This is a genomic window from Kitasatospora sp. NPDC048365, assembly GCF_043200835.1.
Lineage (GTDB): Bacteria > Actinomycetota > Actinomycetes > Streptomycetales > Streptomycetaceae > Kitasatospora > Kitasatospora terrestris.
This window is the reverse complement of record NZ_JBICYJ010000071.1, coordinates 1-17,088: the sequence shown is the minus strand read 5'-3', so window position 1 is coordinate 17,088 and position 17,088 is coordinate 1. Positions and strand designations below refer to the sequence as shown.

The following is a 17,088-nucleotide window of genomic DNA, read 5'->3' as shown; positions in this document are numbered from 1 at the left end:
CCGAAGGCCGGGCGCACGCTCAGATGAAGGGGTCGAAGTCGTCGCACAGCTCCGCCCGGAGGCGGGTCGGCAGCAGCGCGATCTCCTGGTTGGACGGGTGCCGGGCGCAGACGAACCGGCAGTCGGTGCTCGGGTCGATCACCGAGGTGTCCGCCGCCGCCCACAGCTCGGCGAACGAGGACTCCTGGATGTCGCCGATCCGGCCCTTGGGGTTGCCCCGGTGGTACGGGCAGACGAAGACCCCGGTCGGCGTCACCGTGGTGCGCAGCTCCGCGATCGCGCACCGGTGGTAGTCCTTCGGCTGGACCGCGTCGGTGTGGCTGCGCACCGCCTGCCAGTTGGAGGAGTGCAGCACGTGGAAGCGCTCGTCCTCCAGCGCGCGCAGCCGGGCGACCTGCTCCTCGACCGCCGCCACGTCCTCGGCGCGCTGGTTGACCGTGTAGTGGTCCTCGTCCAGCATCGCCTTGACCTCGAAGTAGTCGCAGCCGATCTCCTTGGCCAGCACGCCCGCCCGGTACACCTCGCCGTAGTTGGACTCCACCACCCGGCCGTCCGCGTCGTGGCGCTGCATCAGCAGGAACGAGTACCCGAGCCGGCCGCGCTTGCGGCCCGCCAGCAGCCGCATGTTCTCGACCACCTGGGGGAAGACGCTGCGCTTCCCGCGGGCCGGGCGGAAGGCCGCGTAGGTCTCGGGCGTGCCGGCGTCGATCGACACCCGCACCCAGGAGAGCATCTCGGCCAGCTGGTCGACGTACCGGTGGATCTGGGTGCCGTTGGTGACCAGGCCGATCTTGATGCCGGCGTCGTGCAGCACCTCGATGATCCGGCCGACCGAGCGGTGCATCAGCGGCTCGCCGCCGCCGATCAGGATGACCGCCAGGACCTTGGAGTCGGCCAGCTCGTGGGCCAGGCGCAGGATCCGGTCCTGGCCGATCTGGCCGTGGTGGAGCACCTGCGAGCTGATGCACTCGGGGCAGGCCAGGTCGCACACGGTGGTCGGGTCGAGGTCGACCACCAGGGGAGAGGGGAGGCGGCCGCCGTGCGCGACGTCCAGGACCGCCGGGAAGACCGAACGCTGGTAGAGCTTGCCGACGAGATCGAGGTTGCGTTCGACGAACCGGGTGCCGACGGCATCCCCCAGCTGGGTACGCGACTCGTCCATGGGACCTTGTGTCTCCTGCTCGTGTGGGAGCGCTCCCACGCGAGCGCCGACCAGCGACGCTAGTTGACGCAGTATTGCGCCGTCAACGCAAAAGTCCGGAGCCGGACGGACATTGATGATCGATCAGGGCGATCAGGTGGTCAGAGCAGCGTGCCCAGCCGTCGCACCGTCTCCGCCGCCTCGGGGCCGGCCGCCCGCTCCGCCAGGCGGTCCCGCAGGCCCCGCACCTCGTGCCGCACCAGCACGGGCAGCCCGCTGCCGGCGGCCTCGGCCAGCACCGGAGCCAGCACCTCCACCGCCGCCGCCGGATCGCCCGCGCACAGCCGGCAGTCCGCCGCCCGCACCGCCAGCATCATCCGGGCGGACGGGAGCTGCCCCTCCCCGAGCAGCTCCAGCGCCGTCTGCGCGGCGCCCAGCGCCCGCCGGGCGAACCGGACGTCCCCCGACAGCACCGCCACGTCCCGCAGGGCCGCCGCCGCGCCCGACTCCACCCGCAGCCGCAGCGACTCGGCCGCCAGCCACGGCGCCGCCGACTCCGCCACCCCGTCGAGGTGGTCCAGGTGGAGCCGGGCCCGTCCGACGTGCCGCACCACGGCCCGGACGTCCCCGGCCGCCGCCTCGGCCCGCGCCAGCCCCAGCTGGCTCAGCGCCCCCGACCAGTGCCGCCCCGGCGCCACCCGGGAGATCTCCCGGGCGAACCCCGCGGCCGCCGACGGATCCCCGTCCAGCAGGCTCAGCACCGCCATGTCGCTCAGCGCCGCCACCTGGGTCAGCGCGTCCCCGGCCAACTCGGCCCAGCCGAGCGCCCGGTCGAAGCACACCATCGCCGTCGCGCCGCGGCCGCGCTGCATCCGCAGCGTCCCCGCCGCGTGTGCGTACTCCGCCGCCAGGTGCGCCCACACCCCCCGCTCGCGCGCGCCGGACGCCGCCAGCCGGCCCAGGACCACCCGCAGCGTGCCCTCCAGCGAGCGCTCGGGCCCGGCCGCCGGGGTCGGGCGTGCGGGCGTGTCGCGCGGCGGACCTGCGGTGGGCTCCGCGGCCCGCAGCCAGGCCACCAGCACCCCCGCCAGCGCGTGCACGGTGTCCGCGTCCACCCCCGCCCGGGACCCGGCGCAGAACTCCGCGTGCAGCGCCAGCACGTCCTCGCCCGACGGGAGTTCGCACCCCTCGGCGCCGTGCAGCGGGCAGAGCAGCCCGTACTCCGGCAGCTCCCGGGGGACGAACCCGGCGCCCACCGCCCCGTCCTCGCCGCCCGTGACCGGGAGCGGCATCCGGGTCAGCGGCTCCGCGAGCGCCGAGCCCTCCCGGCCGATCCGCTCGGCCGCCCCGCAGGCGTCCGCCAACTCGCCGCCCGCACCCAGCAGTTCGTCCAGGCGCAGGGCGAGCCGCGGGGTTGCCCTGCGGGCCCCGTGCTCCAGGCGGCTGACCGCGGTGTGGTCGTAGCCGATCGCCGCGCCGAGCTGCGCCTGGGTGTACCCGGCCCGCCGCCGCCAACTGCGCAGACAGGCCCCGAAGCTCTCCCACCCGCCCGCCGGGTGTCCCATCGCGCGTACACCTCCCGGCAGCCGAACCCACACCGAGACGCTACCGAACCGACCCCCTCCCCGTACATGGTCTAAACCTCTCAACTCTCAACCGGGCTCTCCGGGAGCCGACTTGTCGAAACTTGCCACCACCCCCGCAGGACCCCGCTCCCCGTTGACCCGAACATGGCGCCGTGTGAAGGTTCCGGGCACCCCCACACCGATGAGCGAGGAGCTCTGATGAAACGCAGACTGCTGACCGCGGGCACCACCCTTGCCGTGCTGGCCGGCCTGCTCGGCGCCGCCGCCGGCCAGTCGGCCGCCGTCCCCACCCCGGCCGGTGGCCCGTCCCCCGCCCCCACCCCGCTCGCCGCCGCCGTATCGGCCGCCGACCAGGCGGCCGCGGCCGGACTCGACGCACTGGCCAAGGGCCCCGGCGAGACCTACGAGCGCCGCACCGTCACCCCCTGGCTCGGCGGCCTCTACTCCGTCTCGTACGAGCGCAGTTACCGCGGCCTGCCGGTGGTCGGCGGCGACGCCGTGGTGCTCGCCGACGGCGAGGGCCGGGTGCGCGGACTGCAGTCCGCCGCCACCGGCCCGGTCGGCGTGCCCACCAAGGCCGCCGTCAAGGCCGGGGACGCCGAACGCACCGCCCGCGCCGCGCTGGCCACCGTCGACTCCGCCGACGCGGCCCGCCTGGTCGTCCGCGTCCACGAGGGCACCACCAAGCTCGCCTGGGAGTCCGTCCTCACCGGACACACCGCCGACGGCACCCCCAGTCACCTGCATGTCTTCGTCGACGCCACGACCGGCGAGGTCGCCGACAGCTACGACGACGTCCGGGCCGGCACCGCCAACAGCAAGTGGAACGGCCAGGTCTCCATCGCCACCACCGGCTCCGGCAGCAGCTACTCGCTGCGCGACCCGGGCCGACCCGGCCTCAGCTGCGCCGACTACAGCACCGGCCAGGTGTTCACCAAGTCCTCCGACTCCTGGGGCAACGGCAGCTCCACCAGCAAGGAGACCGGCTGCGCCGACGTGATGTTCGCGGCGCAGAAGGAGTGGGACATGCTCCGCGACTGGCTGGGCCGCAACGGCCACAACGGCAACGGCGGCAGCTGGCCGGTCAAGGTGGGCCTGAGCGACGTCAACGCCTACTGGGACGGCTCCTCCGTCTCGATCGGCCACAACAACGCCAACGAGTGGATCTCCTCGATGGACGTGGTCGGCCACGAGTTCGGCCACGGCATCGACCAGTTCACCCCCGGCGGCGCCAACAACGAGAACGGCCTCGGCGAGGGCACCGGCGACATCTTCGGCGCGCTCACCGAGGCGTACGCCAACCTGTCGGCGCCCTACGACAACCCGGACTACACCGTCGGCGAGATGATCAACCTGGTCGGGCAGGGCCCGATCCGGGTGATGTACAACCCCTCGCAGGTCAGCGGCAACCCCAACTGCTACTCGTCCTCGATCCCGAGCACCGAGGTGCACGCCGCGGCCGGCCCGCTGAACCACTGGTTCTACCTGCTCGCCGAGGGCTCCAACCCCGGCGGCGGCAAGCCGACCAGCCCGACCTGCAACAACAGCCAGGTCACCGGCGTCGGCATCCGCGACGCCGGCCGGATCTTCTACGGCGGCATGCTGCTCAAGACCAGCGGCATGACCTACAAGCGGTACCGCACCACCACGCTGACCGCCGCGAAGAACCTCGACCCCAGCTGCGCGCTGTTCACCCGGACCAAGGCCGCCTGGGACGCCGTCAGCGTCCCCGCCCAGACCGGCGACCCGACCTGCACCCCGTCCGGCAACAACGACTTCTCGCTGGCGCTCAACCCGGCGGCCGGAACCGTGCAGCCCGGCTCCTCCACCAGCGCGACCGTCACCACCGCCACCACCTCCGGCACCGCCCAGAGCGTCTCCCTGACCGTCTCCGGCGCTCCCTCCGGCACCACCGCCTCGGTCAGCCCGGGCAGCGTGCAGTCCGGCTCCAGCGCCACCCTGACCGTGAACGTCGGCGCCTCCACCGCCCCCGGCAGCTACACGCTGACCGTCACCGGCACCGGATCCGCCGTTCACACCGCCCAGTACGCGCTCACCGTCGGCGGCGGCAACCCCGGCGGCTCCGCGCCCGACATCGACGTCGCCAACGTCCAGGCGCACCTCACCCAGCTCAACACCATCGCCAGCCAGAACGGCGGCAACCGCCGGGCCGGCACCGCGGGCCACAGCCAGTCGCTCGCCTACATCAAGGGCCGCCTGCAGTCCGCCGGTTACACCGTCACCGAGCAGACCTGCACCAACTGCACCTACACCTCCAACAACCTGATCGCCGACTGGCCCGGCGGCCCCGCCGACCAGGTCACCATGTTCGGCGCGCACCTCGACAGCGTCGCCGCCGGACCCGGCATCAACGACAACGGCTCCGGCTCCGCGACCCTGCTGGAGAACGCCCTCGTCCTCGCCCAGCAGAACCCCACCCTCACCCGGCACGTCCGGTTCGCCTGGTGGACCGGTGAGGAGCAGGGCCTGCAGGGCTCCCAGTACTACGTCGGCCAGCTGAGCTCCACCCAGCGCAGCGCCATCAAGGGCTACTACAACTTCGACATGGTCGGCTCCACCAACGCCGGCTACTTCATCAACAACATCACCTCCGCCACCTCCGCCCCGCTCAAGGCGTACTGGGACTCGCTCAACCTGCAGCCCGAGGAGAACGTCGAGGGCCAGGGCCGCTCCGACGACTACTCCTTCCAGCAGGGCGGCATCCCCACCTCCGGCTACGCGGCGGGCGCCAGCGCCACCAAGACCTCCGCGCAGGCCACCAAGTGGGGCGGCACCGCCAACCGGGCGTACGACTCCTGCTACCACTCCTCCTGCGACACCACCGCCAACATCAGCGCCACCGCGCTGAACCGCAGCGCGGACGGCGTCGCCTACGCCATCTGGAAGACCTCCGTCGGCGGCACCACCCCGAGCAACGACTTCTCGCTCGCGGTCAACCCCGCCACCGGCTCCACCAGCGCCGGCGGCTCCACCACCGCCACCGTCTCCACCACCACGACCGCCGGCAGCGCCCAGAGCGTCACCCTGAGCGCCACCGGAGCCCCGGCCGGCACCACCGTCAGCTTCAGCCCCGCCACCGTCCAGACCGGCGGCTCGGCCACCCTGACGGTCGCCACCTCGGCCTCCACCCCCGCCGGCACCTACACCATCACCGTCACCGCCGCCGGCACCGCCACCCACACCACCAGCTACACGCTCACCGTGGGCAGCGGACCCGGCACCGGCACCTGGTCGCCCGGCACGACCTACCAGGCCGGAGACGTCGTCACCTACAACGGCGTCAGCTACCGGTGCATCCAGGGCCACACCGCCCAGGTGGGCTGGGAACCGCCGATCGTCCCCGCCCTCTGGGGGCAGATCTGATCCAGGCCCTCGGGCAGGGCCCGGCCCCTCGGGGCCGGGCCCGTCCGTCAGGGCCGGTCGACTCGTCCGTATCGAGCGAGAGGTCGGGCACCGTGCAGCTCCGGTACAACTTCCGCGTCATGCCGACGCCCGGTCAGCGCGAGGCGCTGGCACGTGCGTTCGGGTGCGCGCGGGTGGTGTTCAACGACGGTCTGCGGGTGCGACAGGAAGCCCACCTGGCGGGGATGCCGTACATCAGCGACACCGACCTGCAGAAGTTGGTGATCACCGCTGCCAGGCGTACGGCGGAACGCGCCTGGCTGGCGGAGGTGTCGTCGGTGGTCCTGGTGCAGGCGCTCCGGGACCTGCACGTCGCCTACCGGAACTTCTTCTCCTCGGTCACGGGTGTCCGCAAGGGCCCGGCCGTGGCACCGCCGTGCTTCAGGTCCAAACGAGACGCCCGGCAGTCGATCCGGTTCACCGCCGACGGCTTCACCCTTCGGCCGGACGGGAAACTGTACGTCGCGAAGGTCGGAGAGCTGGAGGTGCGCTGGTCCCGGCCACTGCCGTCGCCGCCGACGAGCGTCACCGTCACCGTGGACGCGGCCGGCCACTACTGGGCGTCGTTCGTGGTGGACACGGAGCCGGAGCCCCTGCCCGAGCAGGAGGCCGAGACCGGAATCGACTTCGGCCTCGCACACTTCGCCGTGCTGTCCGACGGCCGCACGGTGGACACGCCGAGGTTCCTGCGGCAGGCCGAGCGCAAGCTCAAGCGGCTGCAGAGGGCGCTGTCGCGCTGCGAGAAGGGATCGACCAACCGGAGCAAGGCCAGGAAGCGACTGGCACGGCAGCACGCCAGGGTGGCCGACCGGCGCCGGGACTGGCACCACAAGGAATCCACGAGGATCATTCGCGAGAACCAAGCGGTGTTCGTGGAAGACCTGGCGGTGTCCGGGACCGGGCGGACGCGTCCGGGGAAGTCGACGTACGACGCCGGACGGTCGCAGTTCGTCAGGATGTTGGAGTACAAGGCCGCGAAACACGGCCGGACCTTCGGAAGGACCGGCCGCTCCGATCCCACCGCGCAGGTCTGCTCGGTCTGCGGAGCCAAGGACGGCCCCGAGCTGTCGCCCGTTCGGCACTGGACGTGCACCGCGTGCGACACCGTCCACGACCGGGACGTCAACGCCGCACGCAACATTCTGGCCGCCGGGCGGGCGGACAGGCTAAACGCCTCGTGGAGCGCAGGCAGGACCGGACGGTGTTCCGGCGCCGCGCGTTGAAGCAGGAACCCACTGCGACAGTCGCCAGACCGTGGCAGGAATTCCGTCGTCAGGGCGGGAAGGACGCCAACGAACAAGGGGTGAGAGAAGCGGGTGTGCCGCGACCGGCCTGGGGGACGGGGCGCGGCACACCCGCCACCGTGTGTCGGGGGCCTGTCCGTACGCTGGGAGGCGGCACGCCCGCCGCACCGCAGCCCACGCACCCGGGAGAAACATGCACAGCCCATCAGCCCCACCGGACCGAACGCATTCTGACGGGCCGTCCGTGCGGGTCGGGGTGCTGGTGCCGCTCACCCCGCCCGGGTGGGTGGAGGCGGGCCGGCACCTGCTCGCCGGGCTGGAACTGGCGGCCCACGAGGTCAACGCCGCCGGCGGGATCGGCGGGCGGCCGCTGGACCTGCTGGTCCGGGACACCGCCGCCGACCCGGGGCGGGCCGAGGCGGCCGTCGAGGAGCTGGCGGGGCTGGGGGTCGCCGCCCTGGCGGGGGAGTACCACTCCGTCGTCGCCCGCGCCGCCGCCGGCCGGGCGGACGCGCTGGGCCTGCCGTTCCTCTGCTCCTCCGCGGTGCTCGACGCGCTCACCGACCGGCCCAGCGCCTGGGTGGCCCGGCTCGCCCCCGCCCAGTCGCACGGCTGGCGGCGCTACGCCGACTTCCTGCTCGACGCCGGCCACCGGCGGATCGCCGTCGCCGCCGATCCGAGCCTCTACTGGGCCACCGGGACGGAGATCCTGCGCGAGCGGGTCGCACCGCGCGGCGGTGCGGTCCTCGCCCTCGACGCGCGCGCCCACACCCCCGCCGACCTGTGCGACGCGCTCGCCGCGCACCGGGCCACCGCGCTGCTGCTGCTGGTCGGCCACCCGGAGCCGGCCGTGCCGATCGTCCGGGCCGTCCGCCACGACCCGCGCCTGCCCGGGCTGCTGCTGGGCGCCCCGGCCGGACAGCCCGAACTGCCCTCGTGGGCCGCGCTGCTGGGCGAGGACGGCGCCGGCATCCCGTTCCTGCGGTACCTGCCCGAGCGGTTCACCCCGCTCGGCGCCCGGGTCGGGCAGGCGCTGCGCGAGCGGCTCGGCGAGCCGCCCTCCTTCGTCGCGTTCGAGGGGTACGACACCGTGGCCGTCCTCGCCGAGCTGCTGCGCCTGCACGGCCCCGAGCGGGCCCGGACCGACGCCGGCTGGGCGGACGTCGCCGTCGACGGCACCCGCGGCCCGATCGGCTTCTCCCTCGCCCCCGGCATCGGCGTGTGGCAGTGGGTGTGGCCGCCGGTGCAGGTCGCCGACCGCGACCCGGACGACCCCGACCGCATCCGCGTCCTGCGCACCGGCTGACCGGTGAACTCGCCTTGTACAGACGGATCGTCAGACGGCATCCCGCTGGTCCAGCCACTGGAGAATGGCCCGGTTCGTCTCCTCCGGCTTCTCCTGCTGGATCCAATGACCGCAATCCAGGCTGAGCACCTCCACGTTCGGCACGAATTCCGTCAGTCTTTCCGACCTCGCGACCGTGTCGCGGTCGCCGTAGATCATGAGGGCCGGCTGCTGGACGATCGGGTCCGCGTGTGTCAGCAGGTGCCAGTTGCGGTCCAGGTTCCGGTACCAGTTCAGGCCGGCCGTGAACCCCGACGATTCGAAGGCGGAGACGAGGACGGTCAGTTCGCGGTCGCTCATGACGGGATCACCGAGTGGCGTCTCGGCTCGGGCGAGATGGATCAGCGCCATGCCCGGTCGAGGCTCCCTTGGCGGCTCGTTCTTCCGGTACAGGTTGCGAAGGAACCGGAAGGTGTTGTCCTCGAACACGGCGTCCGCGACGCCGGGCTGCCGATTGAAGTGGACGAAGTAGAAGTCGCCACCGAGCGCGTCCTCCATGGACTCGATCCAGGGCTTCTCCCCGCGCTCCTGGTAAGGAAGGCTCAGATTGATCACCCTGTTCACGCGGTCCGGATGCAACAGGGTCGTTCCCCAGACGACGAAGGCGCCCCAGTCGTGGCCGACGAAGGTGGCGTCCTCGTATCCGTAGTGGTCGAGGAGCGCGACGAGGTCGCCCGACAGGTGCTCGATGTCGTAGTCCGTCACCTCGGCCGGGCGGGACGAACGGCCGTAACCCCGCTGGTTCGGTGCGATCACGTGGTAGCCGGCCGCGGCGAGGGCGGGCATCTGGTGGCGCCAGGAGAAAGCGTGCTCCGGCCAGCCGTGGCAGAGCACGATCGGCTTTCCCGCGTTCTCCCTGCCTGCTTCGAAGACTTCGAGTTCCACACCGTTGACCGGGATGAGGGTGGGCTCGGGAAAATCGGCTGGATCGACCATGCGCAGTTCCTCTCGGGGGGCTTTCGCCGGTGGTCGACCTCCTCGGTGAGGTCGTGTCGCCATCCTGCGGGCCGAAACCGGTCACCCCGTGACCGGTTTGTGTGAGAGTTTTTCCGGCGTGCGAACCGACCGGCTGGTGGCCGTCCTCCTCCTGCTGCAGCGACGCGGGCAGGTGACAGCGGCAGAGGTCTCCCGAGAGCTGGAGGTCTCCGAGCGCACCGCCCGTCGGGACCTCGACGCCCTGGCCGCGGCCGGGGTGCCCGTGTACTCCGTGCAGGGCCGGGGCGGCGGCTGGCGCCTCGTGGGCGGCGCCCGCACCGACCTGTCCGGGTTGACCGCCAGTGAGGTCCGCGCCCTGTTCCTGGCGGTCGGTCCGGCCTCGGCCGCGGCGCCGACGGTGAAGGCAGCTCTGCGCAAGCTCGTCCATGCGGTGCCGGAGCCCTTCCGCGTGCAGGCCGAGGCAGCGGCGTCGTCGCTGGTCGTCGACCCGCAAGCATGGGGGGCGAGCCGGGTCGAGCACCCGCCGCCCCGCTTCCTCGGCCCACTCCAGGACGCGGTGATCCGCGGCGTGCAGGTGCGGCTCGGCTACGTCGACAGCAGGGGCGCCGACACCCGGAGAACCGTCCACCCGCTGGGCATCGTCGCCAAAGGCCCGGCGTGGTACCTGGTCTCCGACACCGGGACCGGCCGACGGGTCTTCCGGATCGACCGCGTGTCCTCCGCGGACCCGACCGACGATCCGGTGCACCGACCCGAGGACTTCGACCTCGCCCGGAGCTGGTCCGAGATCGCGGACGAGGTCGACCGCAGACGAACGCCGCTGGAGATCCAGGCGGTCTGCCCACCCCACGGGATCGGCGTCCTCCGGATGGCCCTCGGCGGCCGGCTCGACGTGGGAGGTCCGACGACCGACGGCCGTGTCGAGGTGGTGATCCGCGGCCACAGCGAGGCCATGCTCGCCGGCGAGCTCTCCGGACTGGTCGAATGGGTGGAGGTGACCGGTCCTCCGGGTGTCCGGGACGAGCTGGCCTCGCTCGGCCGCACGCTCGTCGAACGCTACGGCTGACCGCGCACCGGCGGAGACCTTCACGGCAGAGGCCCGGTCACGACGTCGACGGGTCCGCCGGCTTGGCCCGCTGCGGGTGGAACGTCTCGTGCCGGGCCAGCATCGCCACGCACTCGGCGATCTTCCGGGTGCGTGTCTCGGCCCGCTTGACGGCGTTGACCCGGTGGATGAGGGCGAAGAGGTTGGTCTTGGTGAGCACGTCGAACATCGCCTGCGCCGCCGGGTCGGCGGCGATCGCGGCTCGCAGGTCGGCCGGCACCTCCACCTCCGACGACGGCGCATAGGCAGCCGCCCACCGCCCGTCGGCCTTCGCGGTGTCCACCGCGGCGCGGCCGGCCGGCAGCATCAGGCCGGCCGCCTCCAACCGGGCCACGTTGGCGACGTTGCGCGCGGACCAGATGCTGCGGGCCCGGCGCGGGGTGAACCGCCTCCAGGAACTCTCCTCGTCGCGCTTGCGGGCCTGCCCGTCGATCCAGCCGAAGCACAGTGCCTCGTCGACCGCCTGTTGCCAGGTCAGCGTGGTGACGGAGCCGCCCTTCCTGGCCAGGGCGAGCCACACCCCGGGAGAGGCGGTGTGGTTGTCCATCAGCCACGCGCGCAGCGCCGCACTGTCAGCAACGATCAACTCGTCCAACTCGGTTCCGGTCACCACCGCAGGTTAGTGCCGGAACCGAACCCGGTGCCTACTTCTCCGCGGCGGGGGTCGGCCACGCCTCCGGGGTGCCGATCAGCTCCTTCGCCGCCGCCAGCTCCTCGCCGGCCGCGACGTGCCCGGGCTCCAGGAACTCGTACGCCCCCGGCCCGATCGGCACCCGCAGCGGGGTCGGCTCGGCCGTCCCGACGATCCGCACCACCGTCTCGGCGAAGTCCTCGGCCCGGCCGAGGCCCGGCGTCTGCTCCATCGCCCGCAGCGAGCCCAGCATCTGGTCGACCGCCTCGTCGTACACCGGCAGCCGCCCGGCGGCCTCGGTCGCGGAGGTGCCGTAGTGGGTCGCGTACCCGCCCGGCTCCAGCACCGTGACGCGGATCCCGAACGGCCCCGCCTCGGCGGCCAGCGCCTGGCTCATCCCCTCCAGCGCGTACTTGCCGGTGACGTACGCCGACAGGCCGGGGAACGCCATCCGCCCGGCGAGCGAGGACACGTTGACGATGTGGCCCGCGCCCTGGGCGCGCATCACCGGGAGGACCAGCCGGGCGAGCCGCCACGGGCCGACCACCAGGGTCTCCAACTGGTCGCGGAGCTCGTTGTCCGAGACCTCCTCGACCGCGCCGACGATCCCGTTGCCCGCGTTGTTGACCAGCACGTCGATGCCGCCGAGGCGGTCGGCGGCGATCCGCACCGCCTCCTCGCACTGCGCCTCGTCGCGGACGTCCAGCGCGACCGGCGTGATCCGGTCGGGCCACGCCCGGACCAACTCCTCCAGGGAGGCGGGCTTGCGGGCGGTCGCCACCACCTCGTCACCGGCCCGTGCCGCTTCCGCGGCCAGCGCCCGACCCAGACCCGACGAACACCCGGTCACCAGCCAACGACGCGTCATCGCGTCAACCCCCCTCGTCTCGGTACGCGGCGCCAACACTCCCACGCCATCCGTCCCACCCGCGACTCCCGTCACCGGGGCGCACGGAAGCGCGCACAGGCGCAGACCGGAATCCGGTACGCCTGTTTCGCCGGGCCGGGGCCGGGCCCGGTCGAGCCCCCGGTCGAGCCCCCGGCCGGGCCTGCGCGGATGGCGGCGCCGCCGGGGGCGGGAGAGGGTGGGGGAACGGGGCATCCGCGAGAGGAGTGGACATGTCGTCGAAGCGTCGTCGCAAGAAGAAGGCCCGGGCCAGGCGTGGTGCGAACCACGGCCGTCGGCCGCAGTGCTGACTGAGTTCCTGATCGGACGCGGTGGAGGGCCGGCGGCGCGCGTGCCGCCGGCCCTCCGGCGTCCGCGGGGTCACCCAGCAGGCGTACACGATAGGTTCCGGTGTCATGGCTGACGTGCGGCTGACCACCGCTTCCTTCCTCGTCCTCGGCACCGTCGACAAGCTCGGCGAGGCCAGCGCGTACGACGTGAAGGTGGAGGCGGCCGCGACGGTCGCGCCGTTCTGGTCCATCCCGCACGCCCAGGTGTACGCGCAGTGCGACCGCCTGGTGGAGGCCGGTCTGCTGCACGAGGTGCGCCGCGAGGGCGGGCGCAACCGGCGGCTGCTGCGGCTCACCGACCGGGGACGCGAGGTGCTGGGGGAGTGGCTGGCCGACCCGGACTTCGTCCCGGTGGAGGCGCGCGAGCACGCGATCCTGCGGCTCTGGTTCGGGGCCCGCCCGCAGGAGCTCGCCCCGGCCCAGCTGAGCGGCCACCGGCGGATCCTCGCCGAGTACGAGGGCCTCGCCGAGAGCGTGGGCGAACTCCTCACCCCCGGGCAGCGCGAGGCGCTGGAGTTCGGCATCCGGTACGAGCGGATGATGCTCGAGTTCTGGGAGTGGGCGCGCAGCCGCCGGGAGCAGCTCCCTGGCACCTGACCCGCCCCCGGGTGCCTTATTGGAAAGCATGTCAGGAGCGTGTGTCCGGAGCATTGACCGGCCCCGGGGCGACCTCTACCGTGCCGATAGTCCTTTCTGGACTATTGAGCAGCAGGGGAGCCGCCGTGAACCGCCCCACCGGACCGTCCCGGCCGCGCGCCGTACGCGCCGCCGCGATCGCCGTCGCCGCCATCGGCATCGGCTACGCCCCGATCGCCGCCACCGAGATCTGGCCCTACGCCCGCCCCGGCGCCCCCGCCATCGGCGAACAGCTCCTCGCCCACACGGTCAACTCCCAGTACGTCGCCGACGCCGTCGCGGACCGCACCGCGCCCTACAGCCACAGCCTCACCGCGCTGATCGTCCACTCCGTGCTCGGCGCCGCCCTGATGCTGCTCGGCCCGGTCCAACTGCTCACCGCCGTCCGCCGGCGCCGGCGCCTGCACCGGGCCCTCGGCACCGTGTACGCCGCCGCCGTCTACGCCGCGATGGCCGCGGCCGCCGCCTACCTGGCCCGCACCGCGCCCGAGGACGCGTTCGGCGGCGCCTCGTTCTGGATCGTCCTCTCGGTGATCCTGGTCGGCACCGTCCTGTCCTGCACCTTCGGCGTCCTCGCCGCCCTCACCCGCCGACCCGACATCCACCAGCGCTGGATGCTGCTCTGCTACGGCTACCTGATGACCGCCCCGCTGCTGCGCCTCGAATGGGGCACCCTGCCCCGCTTCTGGCCCGGACTGCCGATGCAGGACATCAACCGGCTCGCCCTGATGCACCTCGGCACCCTGGTCGTCCTCGGCGCGCTCCTCGCCTCCCGCGCCACCGACCGCCGCCGCACCGTCGCCGGCCTCACCGGCAGCTGGGCCCCCGGCCCGCTGCTGCTCGCCGCCCAGCTGGCGGGCGCGCTCGGCCTCACCTGGCTCGGTACCTCCTTCCGCGCCGCCGGGCCGGAGGGGCAGCGCCTGCTGGTCGCCCTGCTCGTTCCCCACCTGCTGGCGGTCGCGCTCCTGCTTTGGCGGCGCGCCGCCGCAGGCCGCGCCGGGCGCGGGTGGGCCCGCGAGGAGTGGAGCATCCACCTCGCCGCGCTCGGGCTCGCGCCCGCGTTCTCCGCCGGGTGCACCGTCCTCTTCGAGCACACGCTCCACCTCGACCGGCTCACCGCACTCACCGCCGGCGCGGGCATCGGCACCGGCATGCTCGCCTTCACCGCGACGGCCGTCGTCAGCCTCCGCCTCCAGTACGCCCGCCACGTGCTCACCCTCACCCCGCCCCCGACGGCCGCCACCCCGGTGGTCACCCCGGCCTGAGCCCGGGGCCGCTCGGGCCTTCGGGCTCCGGCCGGTCCGCCCCGACCAGGGCTGCGCCCGACCGGGGCCTCGCCCGACCGGGCCCGACCAGGGCTTCGCCCGATCCGACCCGCTTCGGCTGTGCTGAGCCGGGAGAGGCCGGCCGGGACGGCCCCGGGGCGGCGCCCGGGACGGCCTCGCTGCCGGCGCCGACCGACCCGCCCGGCTTCAGGTCGCGTCCGTGCCCGGAGCGAGCGGGGAGAACTGCGAACGCCTCGGACCGTGGCGTCACACAGGCCCGCGCCCCTCGCCCCTCGCCGTACGAGCTGTCCCACCCCATCCTCTGCCCCGGACAAGGAGCCCCCCATGGCCGCCGACGCGCGCGAACGCGAACTCGCCGCCGCCGTTCCCCTGCTCGCCCAGGTCGTCGCGACCGTCAGCGTCCTCACCGGCCTGGCCATGGCCGGCGCCGGCGCGACCGGCCACGCCTTCGGGCCGTGGGTGTCGCCCAACCCGCTCGGCCCGGCGATGATCGGCGCCGGCATGCTGGGCGTCGCCCCCGGGCTGCTCGCGCTGTCGCGCACCCGCAGCTGGCCGCAGGCCCGGACGCTCACGCTCTCCACCGCGATCGTCCTGCTCGGCCTGTTCGCGGTGACCCTGCTCAACGCCGGATCCCTGCACCTCGCCCGCGGCGGCTCCATCGTGCTGGTCCTGTTCAGCCTCGGCTGGGTCGGCGTCACTGGCCTGCTCGCCCTGCTGACCCTGGTCGCCCTGGTCGCGCAGTACCGCAAGCAGCCGACGCCGGTCGCCGCGTCGGAGGTGCCCGCCGTGCCGCTGCCGGCGCTCGCCAAACCGGCGCTGGCGCTGCTCGGGTCCGCCTGGTTCGGCATCGGCGCCGGCCTGCTCGTCCTTCCCGGGTTCTGGGGCGCGTTCGTCCCCTGGGAGGTCTCGCGGGCCGACGCGCAGGCGCTCGGCGTCTGGGCGCTCGCGCTCGGCGCGGGTGTCCTCGCCTCGCTCGCCGAGGACGACCTGGCCCGCCTGCGTCCGGCCCTGCTCGCGCTGCCCGGCGTCGCGGTGGCCACCGGCCTGCTGCTCGCCGCCCGGGCCGCGCACGTGCACTGGAGCACCGGACCGGCCCTCGCCCTGCTCGCGATGACCGCCGGACTGCTGGTCGCCGGCCTCACCGGCCGTCTGCTGCTGCGCCCCGCGTCGGTGGCCTGAGCGGGCGGCAGTGTGTCGGCCTGCGCCTGCGGTCCGGTGTCGGGCCGGTCACGCGGTCCGCCGTCGGGTTGATCACGCGGCCCCGCGCCGGCTTCAGTGCGCGGCCCCAGTCAGGGTCTGAGTGCGTGGCCCGCGTCGGCCTGAGCGCGCGGCTCGGCGGCCGCCTGGGTGAGCGGCCCCGCGTCCGTCCGAGTTCGCGCCACGCCCGGCGAGGCATTTGCACCATTCGCCGCAAACCTGCACAGTCGGGGGCATGAGTTCACCGGTCTATCTCGGCCCCGCCACGATCCTGGCCTCCGGCCAGGAGTTCCCCGTCGAGGTCGAACTGACCGGTGACGTGCCCGTGGTCGGCCTGCCGAGCTGGACCGGGGCGCTCTACACCGCCGACGCGCGCTTCGCGACCGCCACCCTGCGCCGCGGCCGGCTGCGCCTGCCCGGGGGCTGGGAGGGCGGCTTCGCGGTGATGCGGACGATCCTCGGCGTCTCGACGGTCTGGGTGCGCGGCAACGATCTTGAGGCGTCCCCCGCGGACTGGCCGGCGTGAGGTGCCGGGGCTTCCGGGTCGTGGCCGTCGTCAGCGAGGATGTGTGGGCGACGTGATGTCTGTCTCTTGTCCGAGCCTGATTGTCATGGTTGTATCACCGCATGTGTGCGGGTCGTCACCCGCAGACCGACGCGCAGCGTCCGCACCACGGGGGTCCGGGCGGCGACGCCGGGCCGGGTTTGTGGGGGAGTGATGACGATGGCTGCCGACGATTCCGCCGTCGGGTACGGGGGAGAACCGACACCGGCGGAGCTGCGCGACCTGCAGGCGCGCGCTGACGCGCTGACGCGGGACATCGCCGCGATGCGCTCCCGCCTGGCGGGCCAGTCCCATCTGCCGCGCAACCTGCGCTCCGCCCTTCCGGAGAGCGTGGACCGGGGCCTGGTCCGGGCGTCGCAGCGGCTGTCCGCCGCGGCCGACGGCCTGGCCCGCGTCCGCGCGGCGCAGTGGCTCGGCGCGTGCACCACCGGGTGGGGCATCTGCCCGCACTGCGGGCTGACACTGCAGGCCGAGGACGACCGTTCCTGGTGCGAGGGGTGCGGCACCGCTTGGGACTACGACCGCTCCCAGGGCCCGTGCGGCGAGCGCGGCGTCTACCTGGCCATGGACGAGCTGGGCGGGACGGTCCTGGTCTGCGCCGCCCACGGCCGCTACCTCAGCGAGCGCCTCGACGGCGGCCTCCTGCTGGCGATCCCCGAGCTCTAGGGTCCGTCTTCAAACCCCCGCCTGCGGGCCGCCGCCGGGGCACGCACCTCGACGGCTTCTCCTCAGTCGCCGATGGCCCCCAGCCTTCGGC

14 protein-coding genes are annotated in these 17,088 nt (G+C 73.5%); 9 read left to right on the top strand and 5 right to left on the bottom strand.

The annotated features are described in order from the left end of the window. Positions 1-19: 19 nt before the first annotated feature. Together ACGFX4_RS39205 and ACGFX4_RS39200 are read right to left on the bottom strand one after the other, a co-directional pair. Positions 20-1,162 carry a radical SAM/SPASM domain-containing protein gene (locus ACGFX4_RS39205; protein WP_393085579.1) on the bottom strand — a complete coding sequence of 381 codons (1,143 nt, stop codon included), beginning with the start codon at positions 1,160-1,162 and terminating at the stop codon, positions 20-22. Between the two features lie 140 nt (positions 1,163-1,302). Next, entirely contained in the window at positions 1,303-2,706 is a 1,404-nt protein-coding gene (locus ACGFX4_RS39200; protein ID WP_393085577.1) for a helix-turn-helix domain-containing protein, read from the bottom strand. Positions 2,707-2,925: 219 nt separating this feature from the next. Between ACGFX4_RS39200 and ACGFX4_RS39195 the strand changes: the two genes are divergently transcribed. The 3 genes from ACGFX4_RS39195 (at position 2,926) to ACGFX4_RS39185 (ending at position 8,700) form a co-directional block, all read left to right on the top strand. Then, positions 2,926-6,111 carry a M28 family peptidase gene (locus ACGFX4_RS39195; protein WP_393085575.1) on the top strand — a complete coding sequence of 1,062 codons (3,186 nt, stop codon included), beginning with the start codon at positions 2,926-2,928 and terminating at the stop codon, positions 6,109-6,111. 119 nt (positions 6,112-6,230) lie between these two features. Then, on the top strand, positions 6,231-7,373 hold the full coding sequence (locus ACGFX4_RS39190) for an RNA-guided endonuclease InsQ/TnpB family protein (protein WP_393085573.1): 1,143 nt from the start codon (positions 6,231-6,233) through the stop codon (positions 7,371-7,373). A 214-nt stretch (positions 7,374-7,587) separates the two neighbouring features. Next, complete coding sequence (locus tag ACGFX4_RS39185; RefSeq protein WP_393085571.1) at positions 7,588-8,700, top strand: ABC transporter substrate-binding protein; 1,113 nt, start codon at positions 7,588-7,590, stop codon at positions 8,698-8,700. 30 nt (positions 8,701-8,730) lie between these two features. Here the strand turns inward: ACGFX4_RS39185 and ACGFX4_RS39180 are convergent, their stop codons facing one another. Further along, entirely contained in the window at positions 8,731-9,675 is a 945-nt protein-coding gene (locus tag ACGFX4_RS39180; RefSeq protein WP_393085570.1) for an alpha/beta fold hydrolase, read from the bottom strand. A gap of 118 nt (positions 9,676-9,793) precedes the next feature. Here ACGFX4_RS39180 and ACGFX4_RS39175 point away from each other — a divergent pair, with 118 nt between their 5' ends. Next, entirely contained in the window at positions 9,794-10,741 is a 948-nt protein-coding gene (locus tag ACGFX4_RS39175) for a helix-turn-helix transcriptional regulator (protein ID WP_393085568.1), read from the top strand. A gap of 37 nt (positions 10,742-10,778) precedes the next feature. On the opposite strand, the gene ACGFX4_RS39170 is transcribed toward ACGFX4_RS39175, so the two are convergent. After that, positions 10,779-11,393 carry a YdeI family protein gene (locus ACGFX4_RS39170; protein ID WP_393085566.1) on the bottom strand — a complete coding sequence of 205 codons (615 nt, stop codon included), beginning with the start codon at positions 11,391-11,393 and terminating at the stop codon, positions 10,779-10,781. 31 nt (positions 11,394-11,424) lie between these two features. After that, the gene (locus ACGFX4_RS39165) at positions 11,425-12,279 is read right to left on the bottom strand and encodes an SDR family oxidoreductase (RefSeq protein ID WP_393085564.1); all 855 of its coding nucleotides are present in this window, start codon (positions 12,277-12,279) and stop codon (positions 11,425-11,427) included. A gap of 434 nt (positions 12,280-12,713) precedes the next feature. Between ACGFX4_RS39165 and ACGFX4_RS39160 the strand changes: the two genes are divergently transcribed. The 5 genes from ACGFX4_RS39160 to ACGFX4_RS39140 all read left to right on the top strand — a co-directional run bounded on the left by ACGFX4_RS39160 (position 12,714) and on the right by ACGFX4_RS39140 (position 16,997). Then, positions 12,714-13,244, top strand: a complete 531-nt coding sequence (locus ACGFX4_RS39160) for a PadR family transcriptional regulator (RefSeq protein WP_393085562.1) — start codon at positions 12,714-12,716, stop codon at positions 13,242-13,244. A 125-nt stretch (positions 13,245-13,369) separates the two neighbouring features. Further along, the gene (locus tag ACGFX4_RS39155) at positions 13,370-14,548 is read left to right on the top strand and encodes a DUF2306 domain-containing protein (protein WP_393085560.1); all 1,179 of its coding nucleotides are present in this window, start codon (positions 13,370-13,372) and stop codon (positions 14,546-14,548) included. Between the two features lie 345 nt (positions 14,549-14,893). Then, positions 14,894-15,748 (top strand): hypothetical protein, encoded by an 855-nt coding sequence (locus ACGFX4_RS39150; protein WP_393085558.1) that lies wholly within the window; start codon positions 14,894-14,896, stop codon positions 15,746-15,748. 253 nt (positions 15,749-16,001) lie between these two features. Next, the gene (locus ACGFX4_RS39145) at positions 16,002-16,292 is read left to right on the top strand and encodes a hypothetical protein (protein ID WP_393085556.1); all 291 of its coding nucleotides are present in this window, start codon (positions 16,002-16,004) and stop codon (positions 16,290-16,292) included. Positions 16,293-16,490: 198 nt separating this feature from the next. Then, positions 16,491-16,997, top strand: coding sequence for a hypothetical protein (locus ACGFX4_RS39140; RefSeq protein WP_393085554.1), 507 nt, complete (start codon positions 16,491-16,493; stop codon positions 16,995-16,997). Positions 16,998-17,088 lie beyond the last annotated feature (91 nt).

Excerpts from the sequence above, each read along its gene's own strand:
- ACGFX4_RS39205 (WP_393085579.1), bottom strand. The coding sequence starts at position 1,162 with ATGGACGAGTCGCGTACCCAGCTGGGGGATGCCGTCGGCACCCGGTTC.
- ACGFX4_RS39200 (WP_393085577.1), bottom strand. The coding sequence starts at position 2,706 with ATGGGACACCCGGCGGGCGGGTGGGAGAGCTTCGGGGCCTGTCTGCGC.
- ACGFX4_RS39195 (WP_393085575.1), top strand. The coding sequence starts at position 2,926 with ATGAAACGCAGACTGCTGACCGCGGGCACCACCCTTGCCGTGCTGGCC.
- ACGFX4_RS39190 (WP_393085573.1), top strand. The coding sequence starts at position 6,231 with ATGCCGACGCCCGGTCAGCGCGAGGCGCTGGCACGTGCGTTCGGGTGC.
- ACGFX4_RS39185 (WP_393085571.1), top strand. The coding sequence starts at position 7,588 with ATGCACAGCCCATCAGCCCCACCGGACCGAACGCATTCTGACGGGCCG.
- ACGFX4_RS39180 (WP_393085570.1), bottom strand. The coding sequence starts at position 9,675 with ATGGTCGATCCAGCCGATTTTCCCGAGCCCACCCTCATCCCGGTCAAC.
- ACGFX4_RS39165 (WP_393085564.1), bottom strand. The coding sequence starts at position 12,279 with ATGACGCGTCGTTGGCTGGTGACCGGGTGTTCGTCGGGTCTGGGTCGG.
- ACGFX4_RS39160 (WP_393085562.1), top strand. The coding sequence starts at position 12,714 with ATGGCTGACGTGCGGCTGACCACCGCTTCCTTCCTCGTCCTCGGCACC.
- ACGFX4_RS39150 (WP_393085558.1), top strand. The coding sequence starts at position 14,894 with ATGGCCGCCGACGCGCGCGAACGCGAACTCGCCGCCGCCGTTCCCCTG.
- ACGFX4_RS39145 (WP_393085556.1), top strand. The coding sequence starts at position 16,002 with ATGAGTTCACCGGTCTATCTCGGCCCCGCCACGATCCTGGCCTCCGGC.
- ACGFX4_RS39140 (WP_393085554.1), top strand. The coding sequence starts at position 16,491 with ATGGCTGCCGACGATTCCGCCGTCGGGTACGGGGGAGAACCGACACCG.